Consider the following 25456-nt stretch of genomic DNA (forward strand, 5'->3'; position numbering starts at 1 on the left):
GTTGGGCGATGAAACTCCGCAACGTCCGCACAGGAGCCGACACCGGGGGAACGCCACCTCGGCACCCGCGCGCACTACGGCGGACCGGCGCAGCAGTGCGCGCAGTGGTCTCACTGCACACCGTGGCCATCCTGGGCCAACCACTGTTCGCCGGGCTCTACCTGGGCGGTGACTACGACGCCCTCGGACTGCACCGGCTCGGCGCCGACGCGACGACGTACCTCGCCGGTCTGCAACTGCTCCTCACCCTGACCCTCGCAGCGCTCGGCGGCGTCCGCTGGCCGCTGGCCGCCACCACCACGGTCGTCGCCGGAGAGACGGGACAGTATCTCGCCGGGGCAGAAGGGCTGTTGGCCCTGCACATTCCGCTCGGCGTCTCACTCGTCGGCGCCGCCGGCCTGCTCTTCCTCACCGTGTGGTGGCGGCCACTCGGCGCCCGCCGACCCCAACCGGCCACCGCAGTGACGCCCGACGACACGAAAACCGCGGAAGCGGTACCCGCCGGACCCACAGACGCCGCGGAAACGAGGCCCCTCGATGCCTGACTCCACCCCGTCCCGCCGCCGCCTCCTCACCGCCTCCCTGGCACTCGGCGCCGGCGCCGCCACCAGCTTCACCCTCCCGTCGCTGCTCGACCGGCCCACCGAGACGGGGAGGGTGCTGCACAGCAGAGCACCGCTGCCCAAACCGTTCCAAGTACCCCTGCCGATCCCACCCGTGCTCCGCCCGACCAGCACCGAGGGCGGCATCGACCGCTACCGGATCACCCAGCGGGCCTCCCGCGCCGAACTGCTCCCGGACGGGCTCACGACACCCCTCTGGGGCTACGACGGCATCTTCCCCGGCCCGACCATCGTCTCCCGGCGCGGCCGCACCACCGTGGTACGCCACCGCAACGAACTGCCCGTCCCGACCGTCGTCCACCTGCACGGCGGCCGCACCCCGGCCGACTCCGACGGCTACCCCACCGACCTGCTGCTACCCGCACCCGACGCCGCGCACCGCCGCACGGACCCCCATGCCCAACACCACGGGCGCACCCCACAAAAGACAGGCCACGGCGGCGAGCCGAACCGACACGGCCAGGGAACGGGCCCGCACGCGCCCGACCCCCGCGCCCACCTCACTCGCGGCTCCCGCGAATACACCTTCCCCCTCGACCAACCAGCGGCCACCCTCTGGTACCACGACCACCGCATGGACTTCACCGCCCCGGCGATCTACCGCGGCCTCGCCGGATTCCACCTCGTCCGCGACGACATCGAAGACGCCCTGCCCCTGCCGCACGGCGAGCGTGAACTACCCCTCATGATCGCCGACCGGGCCTTCGCAGCGGACGGCTCCTTCGACTACCCGTCCCTGGACCCGGAGCTGCACACCACACCCGGCGTACGGGAGGAGTTCACCGGCGGCGTCCTCGGCGACGTCATCCTCGTCAACGGCGCCCCCTGGCCCGAACACGAGGTCACGGCGACCCGCCACAGGCTGCGCATCCTCAACGGCTCCAACGCCCGCCGCTACCACCTGGCCCTCGACCCACCGCCCCCCGGCGGCGGCGCGTTCCGCCAGATCGGGGCCGACCAGGGGCTGCTCGCCGCGCCCCGCGACCACGACACACTGCCCACCGGACCGGCCGAACGCCACGACGTCGTCGTCGACTTCGGCCGCTACCCCGTGGGCAGCACCGTGACCCTGGTCAACCGACTCGGCTCCGGCGGCACCCGCCAGGTGATGCGTTTCCGCGTCACCCGCCGGGCGGCGGACGACAGCCACGTGCCACGACGGCTCGCCGAAATCGAGCCACTGCATCGCTCCCAGGCCACCGTCACCCGCGAGTTCGCCTTCCAAGCCGGTCAAGTGCACGGCCGACCCGGCTGGTTGATCGGGCGCCGACCGTTCGCACCGGACCGGATCGAAGCCCGGCCACAGCTCGGCGCGGTGGAGCTGTGGCGGTTCGTCGCCGATGCCCACCATCCCGTCCACCTGCACCTCGTCGGCTTCCAGATCCTGGCCCGCGGCAACGGCCGTCGACCCGGCCCCCACGACGCCGGCGTCAAGGACACCGTCCACCTGCGGCCCGGCGAGTCCACCGAGGTGATCGCCCGCTTCGACGGCTACCGGGGTCGATTCCTCTTCCACTGCCACAACGCCGAGCACGAGGACATGGCGATGATGGCCAACTTCGAGGTCGTCTGAACGGCCGAGGCCACCTGGGCAACTCACCCGAGGCCATACGGAACGCGAAGGGCCGGAACGCGAAGGGCCGGAACGCGAAGGGCCGGAACGCGAAGGGCCGGAACGCGAAGAGCCGGAACGCCCGGGCCGGAACGCGAAGGGCCGGAACGCGAAGAGCCGGAACGCCCGGGCCGGAACGCGAAGGGCCGGAACGCGATGACCGGAACGCGAAGACCGGAACGCGAAGAGCCGGAACGCCCAGGCCGGAACGCGAAGGCCGGAACGCGAAGACCGGGCGACAGGACCGAGAGACGCGCCCCCGCCCCCCCTCCGCCAGCCGGACTCCGCCACCGCGCCGCCCGTCAACTCGCCCACCCCGCACGGATGTTGAAGACGCCGCGACAGCGGCCACCTCCAGCGTCCAAGAACATCGGCGACCGACCGGGCCACGAGGCGACACCCCCGCCGCAAGGCACAGGCAACCCCCGAATCCGGCCACCATGCCCCGAGGGTCAGTTACCCCATTCGGGTTGACTCGTTGAGCTGACCGGGTCACCGACCCGCGCGCACCCGCGCGAGGCAGACGACCCGGCCACTCCACGCACAACCCGAAGGACCGCGCATGCGCACCCCGCCCCTCTCCGGAGGCACCGCAGGCCCCACCGCACTGCGCCCCCTGCTCCACACCGTCCTCGACGCCCTCCACACCGGCGCCACCCACCGCGCCGGCCCCCTCCCCGCAGGCGGCCCCGAAGCGGTCACCGCACACGTCACCCACACCCTCGGCAACCCCCTGCCCGACCACGGCACCGGCGCCGAAGAAGCCCTCACCACCCTCACCACCCTCATCACCCAAGGCGCAGCCGACCCCGCCGACCCCCACTGCGCCGCCCACCTCCACTGCCCACCCCTCGCCCTCGCCACCGCAGCCGACCTCGCCGCCTCCGCCCTCAACCCCTCCATGGACTCCTGGGACCAAGCCCCAGCCGCCTCCACCCTCGAAACCCTCATCACCCGCGCCCTCGCCGCCGAGATCTACCCCCCGACCGGCACACACCCCCAAGCACCCGCCGACGCCCTCGTCACCACCGGCGGCACCGAAGCCAACCAACTCGCCCTCCTCCTCGCCCGCGAACAACTCGGCCCCGTACGCCTGTTGATCGCAGACAACGCCCACCACTCCCTCCACCGCGCCGCCTGGCTCCTCGGCCTCCCCGACCCCATCACCCTCCCCGCACCCGCCGGCACCCTCGACCCCGCCACCCTCGACGCCGCCCTCACCGACCTACCAGGCCCCCACCTCGTCGCCGCCACCGCAGGCACCACCGACGCCGGCCTCATCGACCCACTCCCCGAAATCGCCGACATCTGCGAACGCCACCACACCCGCCTCCACATCGACGCCGCCTACGGCGCACCCCTCCTCTTCAGCCCCACCCGCCGCCACCACCTCACCGGCCTCCACCGCGCCCACACCGTCACCCTCGACCTCCACAAACTCGGCTGGCAACCCGTCGCCGCCGGACTCCTCGCCGTACAAAACCCCCAGGACGCCACCCCCCTCACCCACAGCGCCGACTACCTCAACGCCGACGACGACACCGACGCCGGACTCCCCGACCTCCTCGGCCGCTCCCTACGCACCACCCGCCGCCCCGACATCCTCAAAACCGCCGTCACCCTCCGCGCCCTCGGCCGCACCGGACTCGGCACCCTCGTCGACACCGTCTGCACCCTCGCCGACCAACTCGCCGACGCCGTACAAAAACACCCCGCACTCGAGCTCTACGACCGCCCCACCATCAGCACCGTCCTCTTCCGCCCCACCCACACCACCGACACCCAACTCGCCGACATCCGCCGCCACCTGCTCCACACCGGACAAGCCGTCCTCGGCCGCGCCCACCTCGACGGCCGCCTCTGGCTCAAAGCCACCCTCCTCAACCCCCACACCACACCCCACCACCTCACCACCCTCCTCACCACCATCACCTCCACAGGCAACCCCCCACACCCGCCGGTGGAACCACCCGCGGAAGGAACCACCGCACCATGAACACCCCCAACCCCACCCCCGACACCCCACGCGACCTCGTCGGCATCGGCATCGGCCCCTTCAACCTCTCCCTGGCGGCCCTCGCCGACCAACTCCCCGAACCCCTCGACCTCGCCTTCTACGAACAACGCCCCGCCTTCCACTGGCACCCCGGCCTCCTCATCGACGGCGCCACCCTCCAAGTCCCCTTCCTCGCCGACCTCGTCACCCTCGCCGACCCCACCAACCCCTGGACCTTCCTCAACCACCTCAAAGCCCAAAACCGCCTCTACCCCTTCTACTTCGCCGAACGCTTCCACATCCAACGCACCGAGTACGACGCCTACTGCCGCTGGGTCAGCAACCACCTCACCACCCTCCACTACGGCCACCAGATCGACGCCATCCGCTGGAACACCGACCGCGAACTCTTCGAAGTCGACTACACCCAACTCGACCCCGACGGCGAAGCAGAAGCACTCGGCCGCGACCACACCCGCAACATCGTCCTCGGCATCGGCACCGCCCCCCACATCCCCGAACCCCTGCGCCCCCTCGCCGACGCCCCCACCGTCCCCGTCATCCACTCCGCCGACTACCTCGACCACCGCGAACGCCTCCTCGCCGCCGGGCACATCACCGTCATCGGCTCAGGACAATCCGGCGCCGAAATCTACCTCGACCTCCTCAAACACCGCCCCCACGGCCAAGAACGCCTCCACTGGCTCGCCCGCACCCCCGCCTTCGCCCCCATGGAGTACTCCAAACTCGGCCTCGAACACTTCACCCCCGACTACACCCGCTACTTCCACAACCTCCCCCAACCCACCCGCGACCGCCTCATCCCCACCCAATGGCAACTCCACAAAGGCATCGACACCGACACCATCACCGCCATCCACAACGAGCTCTACCAGCGCACCCTCGACGGCACCTGGCCCGACACCACCCTCACCCCCGGCGTCCACGTCCGCACCGCAGGCCGCGTCGCGGGCAGCCAAGTCGAACTCCACCTCGAACATGCCGAACAAGGCACCCGCACCCGCCTCACCACCGACGCCGTCATCCTCGCCACCGGCTACCGCGAACGCCCCCTCGCCCCCCTCCTCGACGGCCTCACCCCCCACCTCCGCCACGACGACAACGGCCGCCCCCACATCGACCACAACTACCGCCTCACCCTCGACCCCGCCATCACCCGCACCGGCAGCGCCATCTACGTACAGAACGCCGAACGCCACACCCACGGAGTCGGCGCCCCCGACCTCGGCCTCGCCGCCCACCGCAGCGCCACCATCCTCAACAACCTCACCGGCACCAACCCCTACCCCCTCCCCGAACGCACCGCCTTCACCACCTTCGGCCTCACCACCCCCACCGCACCCAGCAACACCGACCAACCCAGCACCCTCGTCCACCTCGACGGCTGACCCGCCCCACCGACAGCCGACCCACCCCACCCCCGCCATGCCACAGTGACGCCATGACCACACACCCCACCCCCGACGGCACACCCGACGCACCCCGCCTAGCCGTACGCGGCGAAGCCCACCTCGAAGTCGACCCCGAAACCGCCCGCCTCGAAATCACCGTCCTCGCCCGCGGCACCGACCGACGCACCGCACTCGACGACCTCACCACCCGCAACACCCACACCACTCAACTCATCAAGAGCTACCCCGACGCCCTCCACAAACTCGAAACCAGCACCCTCTCCATCACCCCCGAACTCCACCGAGGCCGCGGCGAACGCATCCGCGCCTACCACGGCCGCGTCCACCTCACCGCCCACCTCACCGACTTCACCGCACTCGGCGAACTCACCACCCGCCTCGCCGACCAAGACCTCACCCGCATCACCGGCCCGTACTGGGAACTCACACCCGACTCACCCGCCCACAGCGAAGCCCGCCGCCTCGCCGTCCACGAAGCCGTCCAACGCGCCCGCGAATACGCCGCCGCCCTCGACACCCGACTCCACGCCCTCCTCGAACTCGCCGACATCGGCGCCGAAACCACCACCGCCTACCCGCAGATGGCCCCCACCTCCCGCGCCGCCTTCGCCGGCGCCCCCACCGACACCCCACCCGCACTCGACCTCGAACCCCAACGCCAAACCGTCCACGCCGCCGTCAACGCCCGCTTCACCATGATCGCCCCCACCCTCTGAACCCACCCCGGAACCCACCCTCGGAACCCGCCCCACCCCGCACAACACCCACAGCCACCACCCACCACACCCCGTACACAAAACCCCACTCGAAATGCTCATCGGAGCGACCCCGCGCACAATTCAACACTTGTCAATAGCCCTTCATGCAAAGGATGTTGAGTAGTCACCCACAGCCAAATCTCTACCCGCCAGTAAGGCCTAGGCTCGAACCATGCGCCGAGCAAAAATCGTCTGCACCCTAGGCCCCGCCACCGACACATACGACCAGATCAAAGCCCTGGTCGAAGCCGGAATGGACGTAGCCCGCTTCAACCTCAGCCACGGCACCTACGCCGAACACGAGGAGCGCTACCAGCGCGTACGAAAAGCCGCCCAAGAAACCGGCCACAGCGTCGGCATCCTCGCCGACCTTCAAGGCCCGAAGATCCGCCTCGGCAGATTCACCGAAGGCCCCGTACTCCTTGAACGCGGCGACGACTTCACCATCACCGTCGAAAACGGCATCCAAGGCGACCGCCAAACCTGCGGCACCACCTACGACGGACTCGCCACCGACGTCACCACCGGCGAACGCATCCTCGTCGACGACGGCAAAGTCACCCTCGAAGTCACCGGAGTGGACGGCCCCCGCGTCCACACCACCGTCATCGAAGGCGGCATGATCTCCGACCACAAGGGCCTCAACCTCCCCGGCGTCGCCGTCTCCGTCCCCGCACTCTCCGAAAAGGACGTCGAAGACCTCCGCTGGGCCCTGCGCACAGGCGCCGACATCATCGCCCTCTCCTTCGTCCGCAGCGGCCGCGACATCGAAGACGTCCACCGCATCATGAACGAAGAAGGCCGCCGCCTCCCCGTCATCGCCAAAGTCGAAAAGCCACAGGCAGTCGACAACATCGACGACATCGTCGCCGCCTTCGACGGCATCATGGTCGCCCGCGGAGACCTCGGCGTCGAAATGCCCCTCGAGCAAGTCCCCATCGTCCAAAAGCGCGCCATCAAACTCGCCAAGCGCAACGCCAAACCGGTCATCGTCGCCACCCAGATGCTCGACTCGATGATCGACAACTCCCGCCCCACCCGCGCAGAAGCCTCCGACGTCGCCAACGCCGTCATCGACGGCACCGACGCCGTCATGCTCTCCGGCGAAACCAGCGTCGGCAAATACCCCATCGAAACCGTCGCCACCATGAGCCGCATCGTCGAAGCCGCCGAGGAAGACATCCTCGCCAAGGGCCTCCCACCCCTCACCGAACGCAACAAACCCCGCACCCAAGGCGGCGCCGTCGCCCGCGCAGCCGCCGAAATGGGCGACTTCCTCGGCGCCAAATTCCTCGTCGCCTTCACCCAGTCCGGAGACACCGTCCGACGACTCTCCCGCTACCGCTCACCCATCCCCCTCCTCGCCTTCACCCCCGACCAGGCAACCCACTCCCAACTCAACCTCACCTGGGGAGTCGAAACCTTCCTCGGACCAGAAGTCGACTCCACCGACGCCATGGTCGCCCAGGTCGACGAACAACTCCTCAAGATCGGCCGCTGCGAACAAGGCGACATCGTCGTCATCACCGCCGGCTCCCCACCCGGAATCCCCGGCTCCACCAACCTCGTCCGCATCCACCACATCGGCGAGGACGACACCCCCAAGTAACCGCCAGGCACGAGGAGAAGTTGCGGAAATAGGCCCAACACCCTCGTGCCCAAGGGGGCGCCTGACTACATTGCAATACGTGAACACTGCATGGACCTGGGCGCACTACTCACACGAGAACCCGGACTCGGAACCCCTGTGCACCGGCGAGACGTACCTGTCCGAGACGGCGGCCCGACAAGCACTCGCCCGCTACCTCGCCGCACTCGAACCCGAGGACGCAGAAGAACTCCTCCAGGAACTCCGCGCCGAGCCAGCCGGCCGCAACATCGTGCTCCCCGGCCTCGACGGAGTTTTCACCACCAGGTACGCAGGCGCCCCCTACGGCACCACCCACCCCACACCACTCCCTGGACAACCACACGCCCGGACCCCCGCGAAACCATCCCCGGCGCTCCGCGTCGAACAGTTCCTGATCTACGCCTGCGTCGTCGTAGCCTTCTTCACCACCGGCACCGGCTTCCGGGCCCTCGTCCAACCCGAAGGCAACGTCGCCAGCCCCATCCTCCTCGTCCCCGGCATCGCGCTCTTCACCGCTGCCTACTACTGGACAGCCAACTGGCGCCGCAGGGCAGGAAGAGTGCTCAGGTGATCGACCTGACCAACTGCCGCACCGACGTCAGTATTTGGGGCCTACGTGGGCGTCCATCAACGTGACCGACGCCTTACGGGCGACGGATATGTTGTACGGATTTCCGTTACGAGTGCAGTGCGTCCACGTCACCCCGAGCCGGTCGAGTGTGCCGGTGAACAACTCCCGGATGTCGTCGGAGACGTTGGTGAAGAAGTACCGCGGATACTCGTAACGCTTCCTCACCCCGCCGACGACACGCGTCGTCCAGTTCGTGATCCGACACCCGTCGGAGTGGATGAGCCCGCGGACGAACTCCCACGGGTGCGCGTCGATGATCTCCTGCTGCCAGGGCTCGAGCGCGATCTTGCGGTCGTGTTTCCTGCCTGGACCGTGCTGAGGGAAGAGGCAGGGCAGGTGCTTGGAGTAGACCTTGATGTTGTGTGCGCCAGCCGTGCGCACTCGGCACGTGGCGTTGTGCGGGAACACGGCGTGTAATGCCTGCTCGGCGCAATCCTGGATGCCCGGCCAGGCGTCGTCCAGAGTGATCATGAGGCTCGGTACTCGGTGCTTGGCGTAATGGCTGATGTGTCCGTCACCCAAGTAGAGACCGAGCAGGTACGCATACGCGGCGGCGTCGAGCGTGCGGCCGTGGCAGCGGGGGCAGAGTAGAGATGGTCTAACTTGCGTGGATTCACCACGTTTTGCCTGGTCCATGTGCTTCCAATAGGAAATTGTCCCTTTGGGGACATTCAGTCGACGGGCCACATCGGTGTTCCTGGCGCCGCCCCGAAGGAGAGTCAGGGCCTTCTGGCGAACCTCTGTACCGTGAAAGTTCATGTCGCAATTCTCTGCGACATGTCCGGACTCTGGGTAAGAAAATGCGGATGTTCACGAGAATGTGGACATCCGCTTTATCTGATGGGTACCGGGTGCGGGATTCGAACCCGCAAGCCTTCTCAGGCAGAGGTGTTTGAGACCTCCGTGTATACCGTTCCACCAACCCGGCTTGGTGCGCTGCACGGAAGTGTACCGGGTCGGTACGTGGCTCCGCCTCTAGGTAGGCTGCAAAGCAGCAGCACTTGCCCGGCCCGAACTAGGAGCCCCCGTGACCACCCCCGAGTCACCCCAGCCCGTAGCTGATGACGAACAGTCTCATGTGCCTCCGCTGACGACCAGGGTCGTCATCGCGGAGGACGAGGCGCTGATCCGGCTGGATCTGAAGGAGATGCTCGAGGAGGAGGGGTACTCCGTCGTCGGTGAGGCGGGGGACGGTCAGCGGGCGATCGAGCTGGCGCGTGAGCACAACCCCGACCTGGTGATCCTGGACGTGAAGATGCCCGTCCTGGACGGGATCTCGGCGGCGGAGAAGATCACTGAGGAGAGCATCGCGCCGGTGTTGATGCTGACCGCGTTCTCGCAGCGGGATCTGGTGGAGCGGGCGCGGGACGCCGGTGCGATGGCGTATCTGGTGAAGCCGTTCAGCAAGGGCGATGTGGTGCCGGCGATCGAGATGGCGGTGTCGCGGTACACGGAGCTGAAGGCGTTGGAGAAGGAGGTTGCGGATCTTTCGCAGCGTCTGGAGACGCGGAAGCTGGTGGACCGGGCGAAGTCGGTTCTGCAGACTGAGTACGGGCTGTCCGAGCCGGCGGCGTTCCGGTGGATTCAGAAGACGTCGATGGATCGTCGGATGTCGATGCAGCAGGTGGCGGAGGCTGTGGTGGAGGACTCGGAGGAGAAGAAGAAGGCTTGAGTGGTGGTTGGTCGTAGGTGTGGCTGAGGCCCGCATCCCGTTTCGGGGTGCGGGCCTCAGTCGTGTGTGGTGCGGGGTGGTTCAGTCCTCGCCGAGGTAGGCCTTGCGGACGGATTCGTCGGTGAGGAGGTTGGTGCCGGTGCCGGAGAGGACGATGTTGCCGACCTCCATGACGTGTCCTTGGTCGGCGAGGGAGAGCGCGGCTTGGGCGTTCTGTTCGACGAGCAGGATGGTGGTGCCTTGGTTCTTGAGTTCGACGATGGTCTCCATGATCTTCTGCATCATGATGGGGGAGAGGCCCATGGAGGGTTCGTCGAGCATCAGGAGTTTGGGCTGGGACATGAGGGCGCGGCCCATGGCGAGCATTTGTTGTTCGCCGCCGGAGAGGGTGCCGGCTGCTTGTCTGCGGCGTTCTCCGAGGATGGGGAAGAGGTCGTATGCGCGTTGGATGTCTTTGTTGATGCCGTCGGTGTCGCTTCGGAGGTAGGCGCCGAGGCGGAGGTTGTCCTCGATGGTCATGCGGGGGAAGATGTGCCGGCCTTCGGGGGAGTGTGCGAGTCCGAGGGCGACGATTTGGTCTGCGCGGTATTTGTTGAGTGGTTCTCCGTTGAAGGTGATGCGTCCGGAGAGTGGTTTGAGTAGTCCGGAGATGGTGCGCAGGGTGGTGGTTTTTCCGGCGCCGTTGGTGCCGATGAGGGTGACGACTTCGCCTTCGCCGACGGTGAAGGAGATGCCTTTGACGGCTTCGATCTTGCCGTAGGCGACCTTGAGGTCTTCGACCTCGAGCAGTGCGGTCACTGGCCTTCCTCCGTGCGGGCGTTGGTGCTGGGTGCTGCTGCTTCGGCGGCTTCGACTTCGGCGAGTTCTTCGTCGCCGGGTGCGCCTTCGAAGGGGGTGCCGAGGTAGGCGGCGACGACGCGTTCGTCGGCTTGGACGACGTCGGAGGTGCCTTCGACGAGTTTTTGTCCTTGGACGAGTACGGCGACGCGGTCGCAGAGGTTGAAGATGAATCGCATGTCGTGCTCGATGACGAGTACGGCGATTCCGCGGTCGCGGATGGCGAAGACGAGTTCTTCGGTGGCGCGGGTTTCTTGGGGGTTCATGCCGGCGGTGGGCTCGTCGAGGAGGAGGAGTCCGGGGTCGCTGGCGAGTGCTCGGGCGATTTCGAGTTTTCGTTGTTCGCCGTAGGGGAGGTTGCGGCTGAGGTGTTCGGCTTTGTGGGCGAGGCCGGTGAATTCGAGGAGTTCCATCGCGCGTGCGCTGGATTCTTTTTCGGCTTTTTTGAAGCCGGGGCCGCGGAGGAGGGCGGAGAAGAGGCCTTCTTTGGTGCGGGTGTGGCGTCCTACGAGGACGTTTTCCAGGACGGTCATGTTGGAGAAGAGCCGGATGTTCTGGAAGGTTCTGGCGATGCCTGCTTTGGTGACGAGGTGGGGCTTGGGGGGCAGGACGTTGCCTTTGTAGGAGACCTTGCCTTCGGTGGGGATGTAGAGCCCGGTGAGGCAGTTGAAGAAGGTTGTCTTGCCGGCGCCGTTGGGTCCGATGAGGCCGACGATTTCTCCGCTGGAGACGGTGAGGTCGACGGAGCTTACGGCGGTGAGTCCGCCGAAGCGCATGGTGACGCCGCTGGCGTCGAGGACGGGGCTGGTGGTTTTGGTGGTTGTCATGGTGGTTACGCCCCCGCCTTCTTGGCGCCTTCGGCGTCGTCGGGCAGTTGTTGTTCTGGTACGGCGAGTTGGTCGGTCTCGTGGAACTCGAGTTTCTTCCTGCTGTCGGCTACGAGTCCTTCGGGGCGGAAGCGCATGAGGAGGACGAGGGCGAGGCCGAAGAGGAGGAGTTGGTAGTCCTCGAGGAATTGGAGTTTGGCGGGGATGAGGTAGAGGAGGGCGGCGCCGATGAGGGGTCCGCTGATGGTGCCCATGCCGCCGAGGATGACTGCGGCGAGGAGGAAGGCGGAGTTGGGGGGTGTGGTGCCGGTGAAGAGGTATTGCTCGGGGGTCACGCTGTAGGTGACGTGTGCTTGTACGGTTCCGGCGAGTCCGGCGAGTGTGGCGCCGAGGGCGAAGGCGAGGAGCTTGAGCCGGAAGGCGTTGATGCCCATGGCGGTTGCTGCGGTTTCGTCTTCGCGGATGGCGACCCAGGCGCGTCCGATGCGGGATTCGCCGGAGCGGCGGAAGACGAGGACGACGAAGACGGTGAAGAGGAGCATCAGCAGGTAGTAGTTGGCGGACCTGCCGAGGGTGAAGCCGCCGATGTCGTGGGAGAGCCCGAAGTCGAATCCGAAGAGGTTGAGGTCGGGGATGTTGGGGATGCCTTGGGATCCGTTGGTGAGGTCGGGTCCGCTGCTCCCGTTGAGGTTGTTCATGGTGAGGCGGAAGATCTCACCGAATCCGAGGGTGACGATGGCGAGGTAGTCGCCGCGCAGTCGCAGGGTGGGGGCGCCGATGAGGACGCCGAAGAGGAGGGAGACGGCGGCGCCGGTGAGGACTGCGGCCCAGAAGGGGAATTGGACGCCGATGACGGACTGGGGGGATCCGGATACGAGGGCGGCGGTGTAGGCGCCGACGCCGAGGAAGGCGACGTATCCGAGGTCGAGGAGTCCGGCGAGGCCGACGACGACGTTGAGGCCGAGTGCGACGGTCGCGAAGATGAGGATGTTCGCGCCGATGAGGGCGTAGGTGTCGTTGTCCTGGGTGAAGGGGAAGCAGAAGGCTGCGACGAAGGCTGCGGCCAGGGCGACGTTGCGGTGTTTGGTGGTGAGTGCGGTGAGGCGGTTGACGAGGCCGGCGCGGGAGATGCCGGTGAAGGCGAAGCCGACGGTGATGAGGTATCCGATGAAGGCTTCGGAGTATTCGGTGTCGATGCCGTAGGTGAAGACGTTGAGTGCGATGCCGAAGCCGACGGCGATGATGAGGATTTCGGCCCAGGAGGGGAGTGTTTTGGCGCGTTCGGGGTGGGGTGCGGTGAGGCTGTGGCGGAAGCGTTGCCTGAGGCCGGTGTCGTGTTCGTCGGCCGGTAGGTCGGCGGGGAGGCCGAATGCGCCGATGGTGGCGATGAGTGCGCCGATGCCGGTGACCCAGGCGCCGGGTTCGAGGTTGACGACGCCGCCGAGTTGGGTGGCGATGGCGCCGAGGGTGTAGCCGGCGACGCCGAGGGTGCCGAGGGCGAGGAGGCGGGTGGGGCTGTTGGTGCCTCCGGGGGTGAGCCAGCGCAGTCCTCGGATGCCGTAGCCGGAGAGGGCGAAGAGCAGGGTGAGGGCGGCGCTGATGAGGGTGAGGACTTGGAGGCCGCCGGGGTAGCCGGTGACGGTGAGGTTTCCGGGGAATTCCTCGGTCCAGGTCCAGGCGAGGAAGGTGCCGGCGAGGGCTGCTGCGGCGCCGATGGTGGTGGTGGCGCGTGCTGCTGTGGTGGGCAGCGGGAGCAGTGCGGGGGCCGTGGTGGTGGCCTGGGTGTTGCTGGTGTTCTGGGTGGTGGTGTGGGTCATGGTGATCACGCCCGATCCGCGACGCGTTCGCCGAGTAGGCCTTGGGGTCGGACGAGGAGGACGATGATGAGGAGGGCGAAGGCCCATACGTCCTTCCAGCCGCCGCCGCCGAAGAGTTCCATTCCGGGGACGTCGCCCATGTAGCCGGTGGCGAGGGCTTCGGCGACGCCGAGGACGAGGCCGCCGAGCATGGCTCCGTAGATGTTGCCGATGCCGCCGAGTACGGCTGCGGTGAAGGCTTTGAGTCCCATGATGAAGCCCATGCGGAAGCTGACTTGGCCGTTGTGCAGTCCGTAGGCGATGGCTGCGACGGCGGCGAAGGCGGCGCCGATGGCGAAGGCCATGACGATGATGCGGTCGGTGTTGATGCCCATCAGCTTGGCGGTGTCGGGGTCCTGGGAGGTGGCCTGCATGCCGCGGCCGGCGCGGGTGCGGGAGACGAAGAGGCCCAGGGCGATCATGCAGATGGGGGCGGCGATGATCGTGAAGAGGTCGTTCGACTTGATGTCGGCGCCGAGGAACGAGAGGGATTCGCCGCTGAACTGGGGGAAGGAGCGGTCCTTGGTGGCGTCGGGGTACCACTTCCACACGGCTTGCTGGAGTGCGATGGAGAGGCCGATGGCGGTGATGAGCGGGGCGAGGCGTGGTGCGCCGCGTAGTGGCCGGTAGGCGAATCGTTCCGCTGCGGTGCCGACGGCTACGGAGCACAGGACTCCGCCGACGATCATGAGGGGTATCGCAGCTAGGAGGGAGAATCCCTCGGGGAGCCAGAGGAAGACGGTGAGGGCACCGAATCCTCCGACCATGAAGATCTCGCCGTGGGCGAAGTTGATGAGCTGGACGATGCCGTAGACCATCGTGTAGCCGATCGCGATGAGACCGTACATCGCGCCGAGGATGAGTCCATTGGCCAGCTGTTGCGGCAGTTCGTGCACCGCAGGGCCTCCGTGGAATGGTTCGGATAAGGCGCCGCGCGGGAGCGCTCGTAGCGCTCCCGCGCGGTCTGGGTCAATGCGGGGTTGCGAGGGTGCGGGTCAGGGCTTGTAGGCCTCGCTCAGCTTGGGCTTCCAGGCGCCCTTTTCGACCTCGTACGCGGTCATCATGGTGTTGGTGGTGTCGCCGAATTCGTCGAAGGAGACGGGGCCGGTGACGCCGTCGAACTTGACCTTGTCCATGGCTTCGAGGACGGCCTTGCGGCCTTCGTCGCCTTCGGGCATCTTGCCGTCGTTGTCCTCGACGGCGATCTTGACGGCCTCGATGATGGACCAGGTGGCGTCGTAGGTGCCGCCGCCGTAGGCCTCGTAGGCGTCCTTGTAGCCGGCTGCCTTGTAGTCCGAGATGAACTTCTTGGCGGAGTCGAGCTGTTCGACGGGCTTGCCGACGGAGGTGGCGAGGTCGCTCTGGGACTTCTTGTTGAGCTTGATGAAGTCGGCGCTGTAGATGCCGTCGCCGCCCATGAGGGGGATGTCGGCGGCGCCCTTGAGGGACTGGCTGAGGGGTGCGGCTGCGGGGTATTCGCCGCCGTAGTAGACGGCTTCGGCGCCGGTGCTCTTGATCTTGGAGGTGACGGCGTTGAAGTCGCGGTCGTCGGGGTTGATGTGGTCGTTGCCGACCAGCTTGCCGCCGAGCTTCTTGAAGGTGTCCTTGAAGGAGGCGGCGAGGCCTGCTCCGTAGGTCTTCTGGTCGTCGATCGTGTAGACCTTCTTGATCTTCGCCTCGTTGTAGAGGTACTTGGCGGCGAAGGCGCCCTGGATCTGGTCCGTGGTGGCGGTGCGGAAGAAGGTCTTGAAGGGGCGCTTCTTGTCGCCGTCCTTCCAGCCGTCGCCCTGGGTCAGCTCGGTGCCGGTGTTGGCGGGGGAGACCTGGGTGAGGCCGGCGTCGTTGAACGGCTTCTGCATCGACTGCGAGACGTTGGAGTTCAGCGGGCCGACGACGCCGACGACGTCCTTGTTGCCGATGAACTTGCTCGCGTTCTGCTGTCCGACGGAGGGCTGTGCCTGGTCGTCGAGGGGTTCGACCTTGAATTCGATGCCGTCGACGAGCTTTTCCTTGTTGGCGATCTTGGCCGCGAGGTCGGCGGAATTCCGGATTCCGAGGCCGAGGGCGGACAGGTCGCCGGTCAGGGGGGCGTCGACGCCGATGACGACGGTGGTTTTGCCTCCGCCGCCGCTTTCGCTGCCTCCGTCGTCGTCGCGCGAACCGCAAGCGGTAAGTGTGAGAGCCCCGGTGGTCAACACCGTGGTGAGTATGAGCAAGGAACGGTTTCGCACGATGGGTCCTTTCCCTGGCGCGGCCTCCTCTTGCGTGAGGTGCCGTGGAGATCGCCGGGCCGTACTGGGGTGGTACAGAGCCGTGCAATTCAGTTCGCGCCCGGCGGCGCGGTGACTGGCCGTGACTCTAAGCGCAGGTGAGGGGGTCGGGGAGGAGCTAAGGCCATGATGTGACTCTCTTGTTATGCGAGCTCAAAAGGTGAAGGTGCAGGGCGGACAGAACGGTCTTTTTGCTGGGTCGCTAAGCGTCCACTGGGTGAGAATTGGCAGTTCTGCTCAGGGGCATGGGGTGATCATGCTCCTGACGCGGGAATGGAATGCGAGGGTGGTAATGAGGGATTTGCTCGTCCGTCCGGAGCGTGCGCGGATTGTGTTCGGCGTATTGCCGGTACGTAACGGAGCGTGAATGCGTCCGAATTCCGGACGCGCTCTCCCGCTTTTCGGTCGGGTTCCGGACCGTTTCGGGCTGAATTGCGCCCGGTGCGGAGCGTGTTCGGTGTCGAGGTGGCGGCCTTGCGCCGGGGTGGTAAGGGCCGGTCCGGCCGCCGGCCGTGCCCGGTCGTGCGGGATCGCCGCCCGGGTGCCGCCCGCGGGCGGGGTCGCGTCCGGTCCTCAACGTGCCGATGGGGCGCGCCACTTGGGTGGCGCGCCCCATCGGGTGCGTGGCTGCTGCCGTGCTGCGGCAGCGGTCGTCAGGCTCCGGCGCCGCCTGCGGGGTCGACGTCGCGCAGCAGGCAGGTCAGTCGGGCGGTGCAGACCCGCTTGTCCTGCTCGTCGCTGATCACGATCTCGTAGGTGGCGGTGGAGCGGCCCCGGTGTACGGGTGTGGCGACGCCGGTGACCAGACCGGAGCGGGCGCCGCGGTGGTGGGTGCAGTTGAGGTCGACGCCGACGGCCAGTTTGCGTGAGCCGCCGTGCAGCATGGAGCCGACCGAGCCGAGGGTCTCCGCGAGTACCGCCGAAGCTCCGCCGTGCAGCAATCCGTACGGCTGGGTGTTGCCCTCGACTGGCATGGTGCCGACCACGCGGTCCGCGGAGGCTTCCTTGATCTCCACGCCCATGCGGGTGCCGAGGTCTCCTGCGGAGAAGAGGGCCGGCAGGTCCATGCCGAGAGCGGCGTATTCCTCGATGATCTCCTGCGGGAACTTCACGGTGTGCTGCTCGCCCATGGGCTCGGCTCCACTTCGTCGTCGTACGGCAGTACGTGTCGTCTGCACCGTCTTGACTACCACGGTGGCTGAGCGGGTGCTTAGCCGGGGCCGTGTTCGCTGAGCGCGTCAGGGCCGGTCAGCCGGATTCGGGGTGGGGCGTCAGGTGCGCTCCAGGCGGACCACGACGGATTTGCCCGCTGGGGTGTTGCTGGTGTCCGCGGTCGCGTCGAGCGGCACCAGGACGTTCGTCTCCGGGTAGTACGCGGCCGCGCAGCCGCGGGCCGTGGGGTAGTGCACGACCCGGAAGCCGGCGGCGCGCCGCTCGGAGCCGTCCTGCCACTCGCTGACCAGGTCGACGTAGGTGCCGTCGTCGAGGGAGAGGGCCGCCGCGTCCTCGGGGTTGACCAGGACGACGCGGCGGCCGCCGCGGATGCCGCGGTAGCGGTCGTCGAGGCCGTAGATCGTGGTGTTGTACTGGTCGTGCGAGCGGATGGTCTGCAACAGCAGGCGGCCTTCGGGCAGTTCGGGGTACTCGACGGGGGCGGCCGTGAAGTTGGCGAGGCCCGTGGCGGTGGGGAAGCGGCGCTCGTCGCGCGGCGCGTGCGGCAGCGCGAAGCCGCCGGGGGCTGCCACCCGTGCGTTGAAGTCCTCGAAGCCGGGGACGACTCGGCCGATACGGTCGCGAATCGTGGCGTAGTCCTTCTCGAACTCCTCCCACGGCGTGGTGCTGGACTCGCCGAGGACGCGGCGGGCCAGGCGGCACACGATCGCGGGCTCGGAGAGCAGCCGTCCGCCGGCCGGCTCCAGACGGCCCCTCGACGCGTGCACCATGCCCATCGAGTCCTCGACCGTCACGAACTGCTCGCCGCCGCCCTGCAGATCGCGCTCGGTGCGTCCGAGTGTCGGCAGGATCAGGGCGCGTGCTCCGGTCACCACGTGCGAGCGGTTCAGCTTGGTGGAGACGTGCACCGTGAGGCGGGCGCGGCGCATCGCGGCCTCGGTCACCTCGGTGTCGGGGGAGGCCGAGACGAAGTTCCCGCCCATCGCGAAGAACACCTTCGCCTCGCCGTCCCGCAGGGCGCGGATCGCCCGCACCACGTCCAGGCCGTGGTGCCGTGGCGGGGCGAAGTCGAACTCCTTCTCCAGGGCGTCGAGGAACGACTCGGCCGGGCGCTCGAAGATGCCCATGGTGCGGTCGCCCTGCACGTTGGAGTGCCCGCGCACCGGGCACACGCCGGCGCCCGGGCGGCCGATATTGCCGCGCAGGAGGAGGAAGTTGACCACCTCGCGGATGGTCGGTACGGAGTGCTTGTGCTGGGTCAGGCCCATCGCCCAGCACACCACGGTCCGTTCGGAGTCGAGGACCATGCGCAGTGCCTCCTCGATCTCCGCACGGTCGAGTCCGGTGGCGGCGAGTGTCTCGTCCCAGTCGGCTGCCAGTGCCGCCTGGGCGAACTCGTCGTAGCCATGGGTGTGTTCGGCCACGAACGACTCGTCGACGGCGCCCTCGGTCTGCAGGATCAGCCTGTTGAGCAGGCGGAACAGGGCCTGGTCGCCGCCGAGCCTGATCTGCAGGAACAGGTCGGTCAGCGCCGTGCCACGGCCGGACAGGCCCTTGGCGGTCTGCGGGTTCTTGAAGCGCTCGAGGCCGGCTTCCGGCAGCGGGTTCACGGAGATGATGCGGGCGCCGTTGGCCTTTGCCTCCTCGAGGGCGGAGAGCATCCTCGGGTGGTTGGTGCCCGGGTTCTGGCCGGCCACGATGATCAGGTCCGCGCGGTACAGGTCCTCGAGCAGGACGCTGCCCTTGCCGACGCCGATCGTCTCGGTGAGGGCCGAACCGGACGATTCGTGGCACATGTTGGAGCAGTCCGGCAGGTTGTTCGTACCGAACTCGCGGGCGAAGAGCTGGTAGAGGAACGCCGCCTCGTTGCTGGTGCGGCCCGAGGTGTAGAAGACCGCCTCGTCCGGCGAGGCCAGCGCGTCCAGTTCGCCGGCGACGATGTCGAAGGCCCGCTCCCAGGACACCGGTTCGTACCGCTCGGCGCCCTCGGCCAGATAGACGGGCTGGGTGAGGCGGCCCTGCTGGCCGAGCCAGTATCCGCTGCGTCCGGCGAGGTCGGCGACCGGATGCGCGGCGAAGAAGTCCGTCGTCACCCGGCGCAGCGTGGCTTCCTCGGCGACCGCCTTCGCGCCGTTCTCACAGAATTCCGCGCGGTGGCGGTGCTCGGGCTCGGGCCAGGCGCAGCCGGGACAGTCGAAGCCGTCCTTCTGATTGACCTGGAGCAGGGTGAGGGCCGTGCGGCGCACGCCCATCTGCTGCCTCGCCATGCGCAGGGTGTGACCGATGGCGGTCAGCCCGGCCGCCGCATGCTGCGGCTCGTCGACCTGCGGCGCATCCTGTACGGGGTCGCCGGAAGGGGGCTTGCCTGCCATGACCGGACTCCTTCGAACCGTCACTCCCGGCCGCCACCCGAGCGGGCCGGCCGCTGTCCTCGATCCTCCCACGCGGCACCGACAAGGCCTCGGCGTACGGGCGGAATACGGGCCGGCGTAGGGACGGCGGGCCGTGCGGCAGACGCTCGCGAGCCCGGGGTGGGGCCGACTGTCAGTGGGGCGTGGCAGGATCGGGGACGTGGCAGAGACAGCAGCGAAGACGACCCCCGCCCGCGACGACAAGCGCCCCCGCCTGATGCTCATGGACGGGCATTCTCTTGCGTACCGGGCGTTCTTCGCGCTGCCGGCGGAGAATTTCACCACCGCGACCGGGCAGCCGACGAACGCCATCTACGGCTTCGCGTCGATGCTGGCGAACACGCTGCGCGACGAGGAGCCCACCCACTTCGCGGTGGCCTTCGACGTCTCCCGCAAGACCTGGCGTTCCGAGGAGTTCACCGAGTACAAGGCGAACCGCTCCAAGACCCCCGACGAGTTCAAGGGACAGGTCGAGCTGATCGGCGAGCTGCTCGACACGATGCACGCCGACCGGTTCGCGGTCGACGGCTTCGAGGCCGACGACATCATCGCGACCCTCGCCACCCAGGCCGAGGCCGCCGGGTTCGACGTCCTGGTGGTCACCGGCGACCGCGACTCGTTCCAACTGGTCAGCGAGCACGTGACCGTCCTTTACCCGACCAAGGGCGTCTCCGAGCTGACCCGCTTCACACCCGAGAAGGTCTTCGAGAAGTACGGCCTCACGCCGAGCCAGTACCCCGACTTCGCGGCGCTGCGCGGCGACCCCTCGGACAATCTGCCGGGCATCCCCGGCGTCGGCGAGAAGACCGCGGCGAAGTGGATCAACCAGTTCGGTTCGTTCGCCGACCTGGTGGAGCGCGCCGACGAGGTCAAGGGCAAGGCGGGGCAGAACTTCCGTGACCACCTGGACGCCGTGAAGCTGAACCGCCGCCTCACCGAGATGGTCAAGGACGTGGAGCTGCCCCGCACCGTCGAGGACCTGCGCCGCGAGCCCTACGACCGCAAGGCCGTCGCCGTCTTCCTCGACACCCTGGAGATCCGCAACCCCTCGCTGCGCGAGCGGCTCCTCGCCGTCGACCCCGGCGCCGAGGAGGCCGACGACAGCGCACCGGTCGCCGAGAGCGTGGCGATCGACGGCAAGGTCCTCGCCACCGGCGAGCTCACCGGCTGGCTCGACGAGCACGGGAAGGCGGTCCTGGGCCTCGCCACCGTCGACACCTGGTCGCTGGGCGCCGGCACGGTCACCCAGGTCGCGCTCGCCGCGGCCGGCGGTGCCGCGGCCTGGTTCGACCCGTCCCAGCTGGACTCCGCCGACGAGAACGCCTTCGCCGGGTGGCTCGCCGACCCCGCCAAGCCGAAGGTCCTGCACAACGCGAAGAACGTGATGCGGGTCTTCGCCGAGCACGGCTGGACCGTCGAGGGCGTCGGTATGGACAGTGCGCTCGCCGCCTATCTGGTCAAGCCGGGCCGGCGTTCTTTCGCACTCGACGCGCTGTCCCTCGAGTATCTGGGCCGCGAGCTCGCCCCGGCCTCGGCCGGCGACGGCCAGCTCGCCTTCGGCGCCGACGAGGCGGCCGAGGCGGACGCCCTGATGCATCAGGCACGCACGGTTCTCGACCTGGGCACCGCCTTCGGCGACCGTCTGAAGGACGTCGGCGCGGGCGACCTGCTCACGGACATCGAGCTGCCCACCTCGGCGCTGCTGGCCCGGATGGAGCGGCACGGCATCGCCGCGGACCGGCCCCATCTGCAGTCCATGGAGCAGCAGTTCGCCGGCGCGGTGCAGCAGGCCGTGCAGGAGGCGCACGCCGCCGCCGGCCACGAGTTCAATCTGGGCTCGCCCAAGCAGCTGCAGGAAGTCCTCTTCGGTGAGCTGGGCCTGCCCAAGACCAAGAAGACCAAGACGGGATTCACCACCGACGCCGACGCACTCGCCTGGCTCGCCGCCCAGACGGACAACGAACTGCCGGTCATCATGCTCCGCCACCGCGAGCAGGCGAAGCTCCGCGTCACCGTCGAGGGCCTGATCAAGACGATCGCGGCGGACGGCCGGATCCACACGTCGTTCAGCCAGACCGTCGCCGCCACCGGCCGCCTCTCCTCCACCGACCCCAATCTGCAGAACGTCCCGGTGCGCACCGACGAGGGCCGCGCCATCCGCCGTGGCTTCGTCGTCGGCGAGGGCTACGAATCGCTGATGACGGCCGACTACAGCCAGATCGAGCTGCGTGTGATGGCCCACCTCTCCGAGGACGAGGGCCTGCTCGAGGCCTTCACCTCGGGCGAGGACCTGCACACCACGGTCGCGTCCCAGGTCTTCGGCGTCGAGCGGTCCGCGGTCGACGCGGAGATGCGGCGCAAGATCAAGGCCATGTCGTACGGCCTGGCGTACGGTCTGTCGGCCTTCGGCCTGTCCCAGCAGCTCGGCATCGAGGCCGCCGAGGCGCGAGGGCTCATGGACACCTACTTCGAGCGGTTCGGCGGGGTACGCGACTATCTGCGCCGGGCCGTCGACGAGGCCAGGGCCACGGGGTACACGGCGACGATGCTCGGCCGCCGCCGGTACCTTCCGGACCTCAACAGCGACAACCGCCAGCGCCGCGAGGCGGCCGAGCGGATGGCGTTGAACGCACCGATCCAGGGCACCGCGGCCGACATCGTCAAGATCGCGATGCTGAACGTGGACGGTGCGCTGCGCGAGGCGGACCTCACCTCCCGGCTCCTGCTCCAGGTCCACGACGAAGTCGTCCTGGAGATCGCGCCGGGGGAGCGGGACAGGGTCGAGGAACTGGTCCGCCGCGAGATGGCCGGAGCGGTGGCGCTGCGGGCGCCCCTGGACGTGTCGGTCGGCGTCGGCCCGGACTGGGAATCCGCCGCGCACTAGCCTCCCGGCCCTCCCGAGCCCGTCTGGCACCGACCCGGTCCGTCCGGCGTTTGAGGACATCCCTGGACCCGACGCGGTCGAGACCGCAGCGCCAGGACGTCCGCAGGTGCCGGACGGGCTCAGCCAGGCCCGACGGTGCGCGCCCCGAGGCGCTGGGCGCCACCTCCGCAACCCGACGGGCGAAGCCCCAATCGTGCAGGTCACCCGGACGGACCCCGAGTCCGGGCCCCCCGCCGCGCCGAGCGGCATCGTGGCGGACATGCCCTTTCGCATACGCAGCTGGCGCCCCGCCGTGGCCGGTGCCACCCTCGCGGCGAGCGTGCTGCTCGTACCGATATCGGCCGTGGCGGCCGACGCACATGCGTGCCGCCGCGCGGCCACGGCGGCCACCTGCCGCTTCGCACGCGACCCGAACCTCGCCGCCCGGACGTCCCGAGACGTCCGGGCGGCGCTGTCGTACGCGCAAGGCGGCGCCGCACCCGCGGGGACCCACGACGCCCGCAGCGACCTGTGGTGCGCGATCGAGGAGAGCAGACGCCAGGAATCCGAGTGCGTCGTACGGGTGCTGGTCACCGAGACCGTCCTGCGCAAGGCGGACGAACTCAGGCGCCGGATCACCGACCTGAAGGAGTCCGACATCCGCGCTGTGGCGCCGAGTTCGAGCATCGCCGCGACACAGTGCGCCCGGCCCGACGACGACCCCCGCCCCGACCACCTGCCGCACGACCGGCTCTCCCGCCTCGCGGACCTCGCAGGCGGCCTGCTCCGCCGGGCCCGGCTGCGTTCCGCCGAGTTCGGGCGCAGTGGGCTGTGGAGTCTCACCCGCACCACCCCGTGCGCCGCACTCCAGGACGAGAGAGCGGCCGTGGCGGACCCGCCGTCGAGGCCCTGACACCGCACCGCGACGAACCGTGGGGGGTTCCGGGCGGACGTGTGGGGATACGGGGCGAGTCCAACCGGTAAAAACCAGGCGGGAACGGGTGTCTGCGCGGCGGAAGTTGTCGTAGTGTCGCCTGGGTGTGCGCTGGGGAGCGCACGAGGCGGACCGGGAGGGGAACACGCGCATGGCAGCGGTATTCGGCCGGCGGCTACGCAAGACGACGGTGACTGCCGCGGTCGCAGCCGCGGCGGTGGCGGCCCTTTCGGCCTCCCAGGCACCGGGTCTGACGGACACTCCGCAGGGCAGAAAGGCCACCAGCGATTCCTCGAACCCCTCGGGTGACGACTCCGCGACCGGCGATTCCCCTTACTACACCGACCTGCCGCCCCTGAAGACGCCCAAGCCGCCGGGCGGTGGCACAGGCAGCCCTGGTGCCGCGGAGGCCGGAATCCCGGCGACTGTCCTCGACGCGTACAAGAAGGCCGAGTCGACGCTGCGCGAGGCGAGGCCCGGCTGCAATCTGCCGTGGCAACTGCTCGCAGCGATAGGCAAGGTGGAGTCCGGCCAGGCCCGCGGCGGCAAGGTCGACAGCAACGGCACCACCCTTTCGCCGATCCTCGGCCCGCAGTTGAACGGTGAAGGCTTCGCCCGGATCACCGATACCGACGGCGGCGCCTACGACGGCGACACCACGCACGACCGTGCCGTCGGGCCCATGCAGTTCATTCCCCAGACCTGGTCCAACTGGGGCAAGGACGGCAACAAGGACGGCAAGAAGGACCCCAACAACATCTACGACGCGGCACTCGCGGCCGGCCACTACCTGTGCGGCGACGGCCGCGATCTGGCTTCGACCGCGGACCTGCACCGCGCGATCCTCAGCTACAACCGCTCGCAGGAGTACCTCAACACGGTCCTGACCTGGCTCGAGTACTACCGCAAGGGCACCCACGAGGTGCCGGACGGCAGCGGCGTGCAGCCCGACGACCGCAGCGACGCCAAGCGCCCGAGCGCCGGTGCGTCGCCGAGCCCGTCCCCGAGCAAGAAGCCCGGCGGCGGCTCCCCGTCCCCGTCTCCCGGTGGCGGCGGCTCCACCTCGCCCGGCGGAGGCGGCTCCACCTCGCCGGGTGGCGGCGGCTCCGAGACGCCGGGCGAGGGCGACGACGGATCCGAGACGCCGAGCCCCGAGCCCGCCGACCGGGTAGCCGCACTCAAGGCCGCCTCCACCGGCGAACTGACCGCTACCGAAGGCACGTCCTTCGCCACCCGCCCCTCCGTGCGGGCACTCGACGGCAAGGGCGCCGGCGTCGCAGAGGTCAAGGTGAAGTTCACCCTCGTCGGCACCACGGACTCCCGTTTCGACGGCGGTACGACGAGCGCCACCGTCACCACCGACGGCAGCGGCCGGGCGATCGCACCGTCCCTCGAAGCAGGCGCGCGGACAGGCGAGTTCACGGTGCGGGCGAAGATCGTCGGCCGTACGCTCGCCGGCGCCGACCAGACCGCCAAGGTCACCGCACGGCAGGCGGACGCCCTCGCCCGCACCAGTGACAAGGCACTGACCTGCGAGCCGGGCGGCGAGTTCGCCGACGCCGTCGAGGTGAAGGCGACACTGGACGGCAAGGCCGCCGCCGGTGTCGAGGTCGCCGCCACGATGATCAAGTCCGCGGACAATGCCGAAGTCAACGACAAGGGCCCGTACTTCAAGGACGCCCAGGGCAAGACCCTGCGCTCCCTCAAGGGCCTCGAGACCGATGCGAACGGCGTCCTGAAGCTGCCGAAGGTCTACGCCGACGACACAGCCGGCACCTACCTGCTGCGCCTGACCGCGATCGGCGGCGGCAGCGTGACCGTCGAACTCAAGGTCGCCTAGGAGTACCGACCACGACCGTCACCAACGTCCCCGGACAGCACACCTGGCGCCGCTCGAGCAGCCGAGGCGGTTCCCGGAAGCCCCGCCCCC

General features: G+C 68.5%; 19 protein-coding genes and 1 tRNA gene. 11 read left to right on the plus strand and 9 right to left on the minus strand.

The window, feature by feature from the left end; all coding sequences use genetic code 11:
- The first annotated feature begins 8 nt into the window (after positions 1-8).
- The 7 genes from DSC45_RS36080 (at position 9) to DSC45_RS10940 (ending at position 8623) form a co-directional block, all read left to right on the plus strand.
- Positions 9-545, plus strand: a complete 537-nt coding sequence (locus DSC45_RS36080) for a hypothetical protein (protein WP_205571301.1) — start codon at positions 9-11, stop codon at positions 543-545.
- Positions 538-2196 carry a multicopper oxidase family protein gene (locus tag DSC45_RS10915; RefSeq protein ID WP_119289555.1) on the plus strand — a complete coding sequence of 553 codons (1659 nt, stop codon included), beginning with the start codon at positions 538-540 and terminating at the stop codon, positions 2194-2196. Before DSC45_RS36080 ends, DSC45_RS10915 begins: the two co-directional genes overlap by 8 nt.
- 601 nt (positions 2197-2797) lie before the next feature.
- Entirely contained in the window at positions 2798-4231 is a 1434-nt protein-coding gene (locus DSC45_RS10920; protein ID WP_119289557.1) for a pyridoxal phosphate-dependent decarboxylase family protein, read from the plus strand.
- On the plus strand, positions 4228-5640 hold the full coding sequence (locus tag DSC45_RS10925) for a lysine N(6)-hydroxylase/L-ornithine N(5)-oxygenase family protein (protein ID WP_119289559.1): 1413 nt from the start codon (positions 4228-4230) through the stop codon (positions 5638-5640). The genes DSC45_RS10920 and DSC45_RS10925 overlap by 4 nt, the downstream gene beginning before the upstream one ends.
- A 53-nt stretch (positions 5641-5693) precedes the next feature.
- Positions 5694-6380 (plus strand): SIMPL domain-containing protein, encoded by a 687-nt coding sequence (locus tag DSC45_RS10930; protein ID WP_119289561.1) that lies wholly within the window; start codon positions 5694-5696, stop codon positions 6378-6380.
- Between the two features lie 214 nt (positions 6381-6594).
- Complete coding sequence (gene pyk / locus DSC45_RS10935) at positions 6595-8031, plus strand: pyruvate kinase (RefSeq protein WP_119289563.1); 1437 nt, start codon at positions 6595-6597, stop codon at positions 8029-8031.
- A gap of 79 nt (positions 8032-8110) precedes the next feature.
- Positions 8111-8623, plus strand: a complete 513-nt coding sequence (locus DSC45_RS10940) for a hypothetical protein (protein WP_119289564.1) — start codon at positions 8111-8113, stop codon at positions 8621-8623.
- Positions 8624-8650: 27 nt separating this feature from the next.
- Here the strand turns inward: DSC45_RS10940 and DSC45_RS10945 are convergent, their stop codons facing one another.
- Both DSC45_RS10945 and DSC45_RS10950 read right to left on the minus strand, forming a co-directional pair.
- Positions 8651-9442 carry a helix-turn-helix domain-containing protein gene (locus DSC45_RS10945; protein ID WP_119289566.1) on the minus strand — a complete coding sequence of 264 codons (792 nt, stop codon included), beginning with the start codon at positions 9440-9442 and terminating at the stop codon, positions 8651-8653.
- A gap of 86 nt (positions 9443-9528) precedes the next feature.
- Positions 9529-9611: transfer RNA gene (locus tag DSC45_RS10950), tRNA-Leu, on the minus strand.
- Between the two features lie 99 nt (positions 9612-9710).
- On the opposite strand from DSC45_RS10950, the gene DSC45_RS10955 reads away from it, so the two are divergent.
- The gene (locus DSC45_RS10955) at positions 9711-10355 is read left to right on the plus strand and encodes an ANTAR domain-containing response regulator (RefSeq protein ID WP_119289568.1); all 645 of its coding nucleotides are present in this window, start codon (positions 9711-9713) and stop codon (positions 10353-10355) included.
- An 81-nt stretch (positions 10356-10436) separates the two neighbouring features.
- Here DSC45_RS10955 and DSC45_RS10960 read toward each other — a convergent pair whose 3' ends face one another.
- The 7 genes from DSC45_RS10960 to DSC45_RS10990 form a co-directional block, all read right to left on the minus strand.
- On the minus strand, positions 10437-11153 hold the full coding sequence (locus DSC45_RS10960; protein ID WP_119289570.1) for an ABC transporter ATP-binding protein: 717 nt from the start codon (positions 11151-11153) through the stop codon (positions 10437-10439).
- Positions 11150-12019 carry an ABC transporter ATP-binding protein gene (locus tag DSC45_RS10965; RefSeq protein WP_119289572.1) on the minus strand — a complete coding sequence of 290 codons (870 nt, stop codon included), beginning with the start codon at positions 12017-12019 and terminating at the stop codon, positions 11150-11152. The genes DSC45_RS10960 and DSC45_RS10965 overlap by 4 nt, the downstream gene beginning before the upstream one ends.
- A gap of 5 nt (positions 12020-12024) precedes the next feature.
- On the minus strand, positions 12025-13836 hold the full coding sequence (locus DSC45_RS10970; RefSeq protein WP_119289951.1) for a branched-chain amino acid ABC transporter permease: 1812 nt from the start codon (positions 13834-13836) through the stop codon (positions 12025-12027).
- A 5-nt stretch (positions 13837-13841) separates the two neighbouring features.
- A complete protein-coding gene (locus DSC45_RS10975; RefSeq protein ID WP_119289574.1) occupies positions 13842-14771 on the minus strand; it encodes a branched-chain amino acid ABC transporter permease in 930 nt (309 codons plus the stop codon).
- Between the two features lie 99 nt (positions 14772-14870).
- Positions 14871-16091 carry a branched-chain amino acid ABC transporter substrate-binding protein gene (locus DSC45_RS10980; protein WP_119289576.1) on the minus strand — a complete coding sequence of 407 codons (1221 nt, stop codon included), beginning with the start codon at positions 16089-16091 and terminating at the stop codon, positions 14871-14873.
- Between the two features lie 707 nt (positions 16092-16798).
- Positions 16799-17275, minus strand: coding sequence for a PaaI family thioesterase (locus tag DSC45_RS10985; RefSeq protein ID WP_119289578.1), 477 nt, complete (start codon positions 17273-17275; stop codon positions 16799-16801).
- A gap of 141 nt (positions 17276-17416) precedes the next feature.
- Entirely contained in the window at positions 17417-19690 is a 2274-nt protein-coding gene (locus tag DSC45_RS10990) for an FdhF/YdeP family oxidoreductase (protein ID WP_119289580.1), read from the minus strand.
- Positions 19691-19946: 256 nt separating this feature from the next.
- Here DSC45_RS10990 and polA point away from each other — a divergent pair, with 256 nt between their 5' ends.
- The 3 genes from polA (at position 19947) to DSC45_RS11005 (ending at position 25366) form a co-directional block, all read left to right on the plus strand.
- Complete coding sequence (gene polA, locus DSC45_RS10995) at positions 19947-22613, plus strand: DNA polymerase I (RefSeq protein ID WP_119289953.1); 2667 nt, start codon at positions 19947-19949, stop codon at positions 22611-22613.
- A gap of 259 nt (positions 22614-22872) precedes the next feature.
- The gene (locus tag DSC45_RS11000; protein WP_162929188.1) at positions 22873-23505 is read left to right on the plus strand and encodes a hypothetical protein; all 633 of its coding nucleotides are present in this window, start codon (positions 22873-22875) and stop codon (positions 23503-23505) included.
- 172 nt (positions 23506-23677) lie between these two features.
- Complete coding sequence (locus tag DSC45_RS11005; RefSeq protein WP_119289583.1) at positions 23678-25366, plus strand: lytic transglycosylase domain-containing protein; 1689 nt, start codon at positions 23678-23680, stop codon at positions 25364-25366.
- Positions 25367-25456 lie beyond the last annotated feature (90 nt).

Origin of the sequence: Streptomyces sp. YIM 130001 (genome assembly GCF_003574445.1) — a bacterium.
Taxonomy (GTDB): domain Bacteria; phylum Actinomycetota; class Actinomycetes; order Streptomycetales; family Streptomycetaceae; genus Streptomyces.

What these genes read in the sequence shown, in the direction of transcription:
- DSC45_RS10915 (WP_119289555.1), top strand. Translation starts at nt 538, where the DNA reads ATGCCTGACTCCACCCCGTCCCGCCGCCGCCTCCTCACCGCCTCCCTG.
- polA (WP_119289953.1), top strand. Translation starts at nt 19,947, where the DNA reads ATGCTCATGGACGGGCATTCTCTTGCGTACCGGGCGTTCTTCGCGCTG.
- DSC45_RS10920 (WP_119289557.1), top strand. Translation starts at nt 2,798, where the DNA reads ATGCGCACCCCGCCCCTCTCCGGAGGCACCGCAGGCCCCACCGCACTG.
- DSC45_RS10930 (WP_119289561.1), top strand. Translation starts at nt 5,694, where the DNA reads ATGACCACACACCCCACCCCCGACGGCACACCCGACGCACCCCGCCTA.
- DSC45_RS10985 (WP_119289578.1), bottom strand. Translation starts at nt 17,275, where the DNA reads ATGGGCGAGCAGCACACCGTGAAGTTCCCGCAGGAGATCATCGAGGAA.
- DSC45_RS36080 (WP_205571301.1), top strand. Translation starts at nt 9, where the DNA reads ATGAAACTCCGCAACGTCCGCACAGGAGCCGACACCGGGGGAACGCCA.
- DSC45_RS10925 (WP_119289559.1), top strand. Translation starts at nt 4,228, where the DNA reads ATGAACACCCCCAACCCCACCCCCGACACCCCACGCGACCTCGTCGGC.
- DSC45_RS10965 (WP_119289572.1), bottom strand. Translation starts at nt 12,019, where the DNA reads ATGACAACCACCAAAACCACCAGCCCCGTCCTCGACGCCAGCGGCGTC.
- pyk (WP_119289563.1), top strand. Translation starts at nt 6,595, where the DNA reads ATGCGCCGAGCAAAAATCGTCTGCACCCTAGGCCCCGCCACCGACACA.
- DSC45_RS10970 (WP_119289951.1), bottom strand. Translation starts at nt 13,836, where the DNA reads ATGACCCACACCACCACCCAGAACACCAGCAACACCCAGGCCACCACC.
- DSC45_RS10990 (WP_119289580.1), bottom strand. Translation starts at nt 19,690, where the DNA reads ATGGCAGGCAAGCCCCCTTCCGGCGACCCCGTACAGGATGCGCCGCAG.
- DSC45_RS10945 (WP_119289566.1), bottom strand. Translation starts at nt 9,442, where the DNA reads ATGAACTTTCACGGTACAGAGGTTCGCCAGAAGGCCCTGACTCTCCTT.
- DSC45_RS11000 (WP_162929188.1), top strand. Translation starts at nt 22,873, where the DNA reads ATGCCCTTTCGCATACGCAGCTGGCGCCCCGCCGTGGCCGGTGCCACC.
- DSC45_RS11005 (WP_119289583.1), top strand. Translation starts at nt 23,678, where the DNA reads ATGGCAGCGGTATTCGGCCGGCGGCTACGCAAGACGACGGTGACTGCC.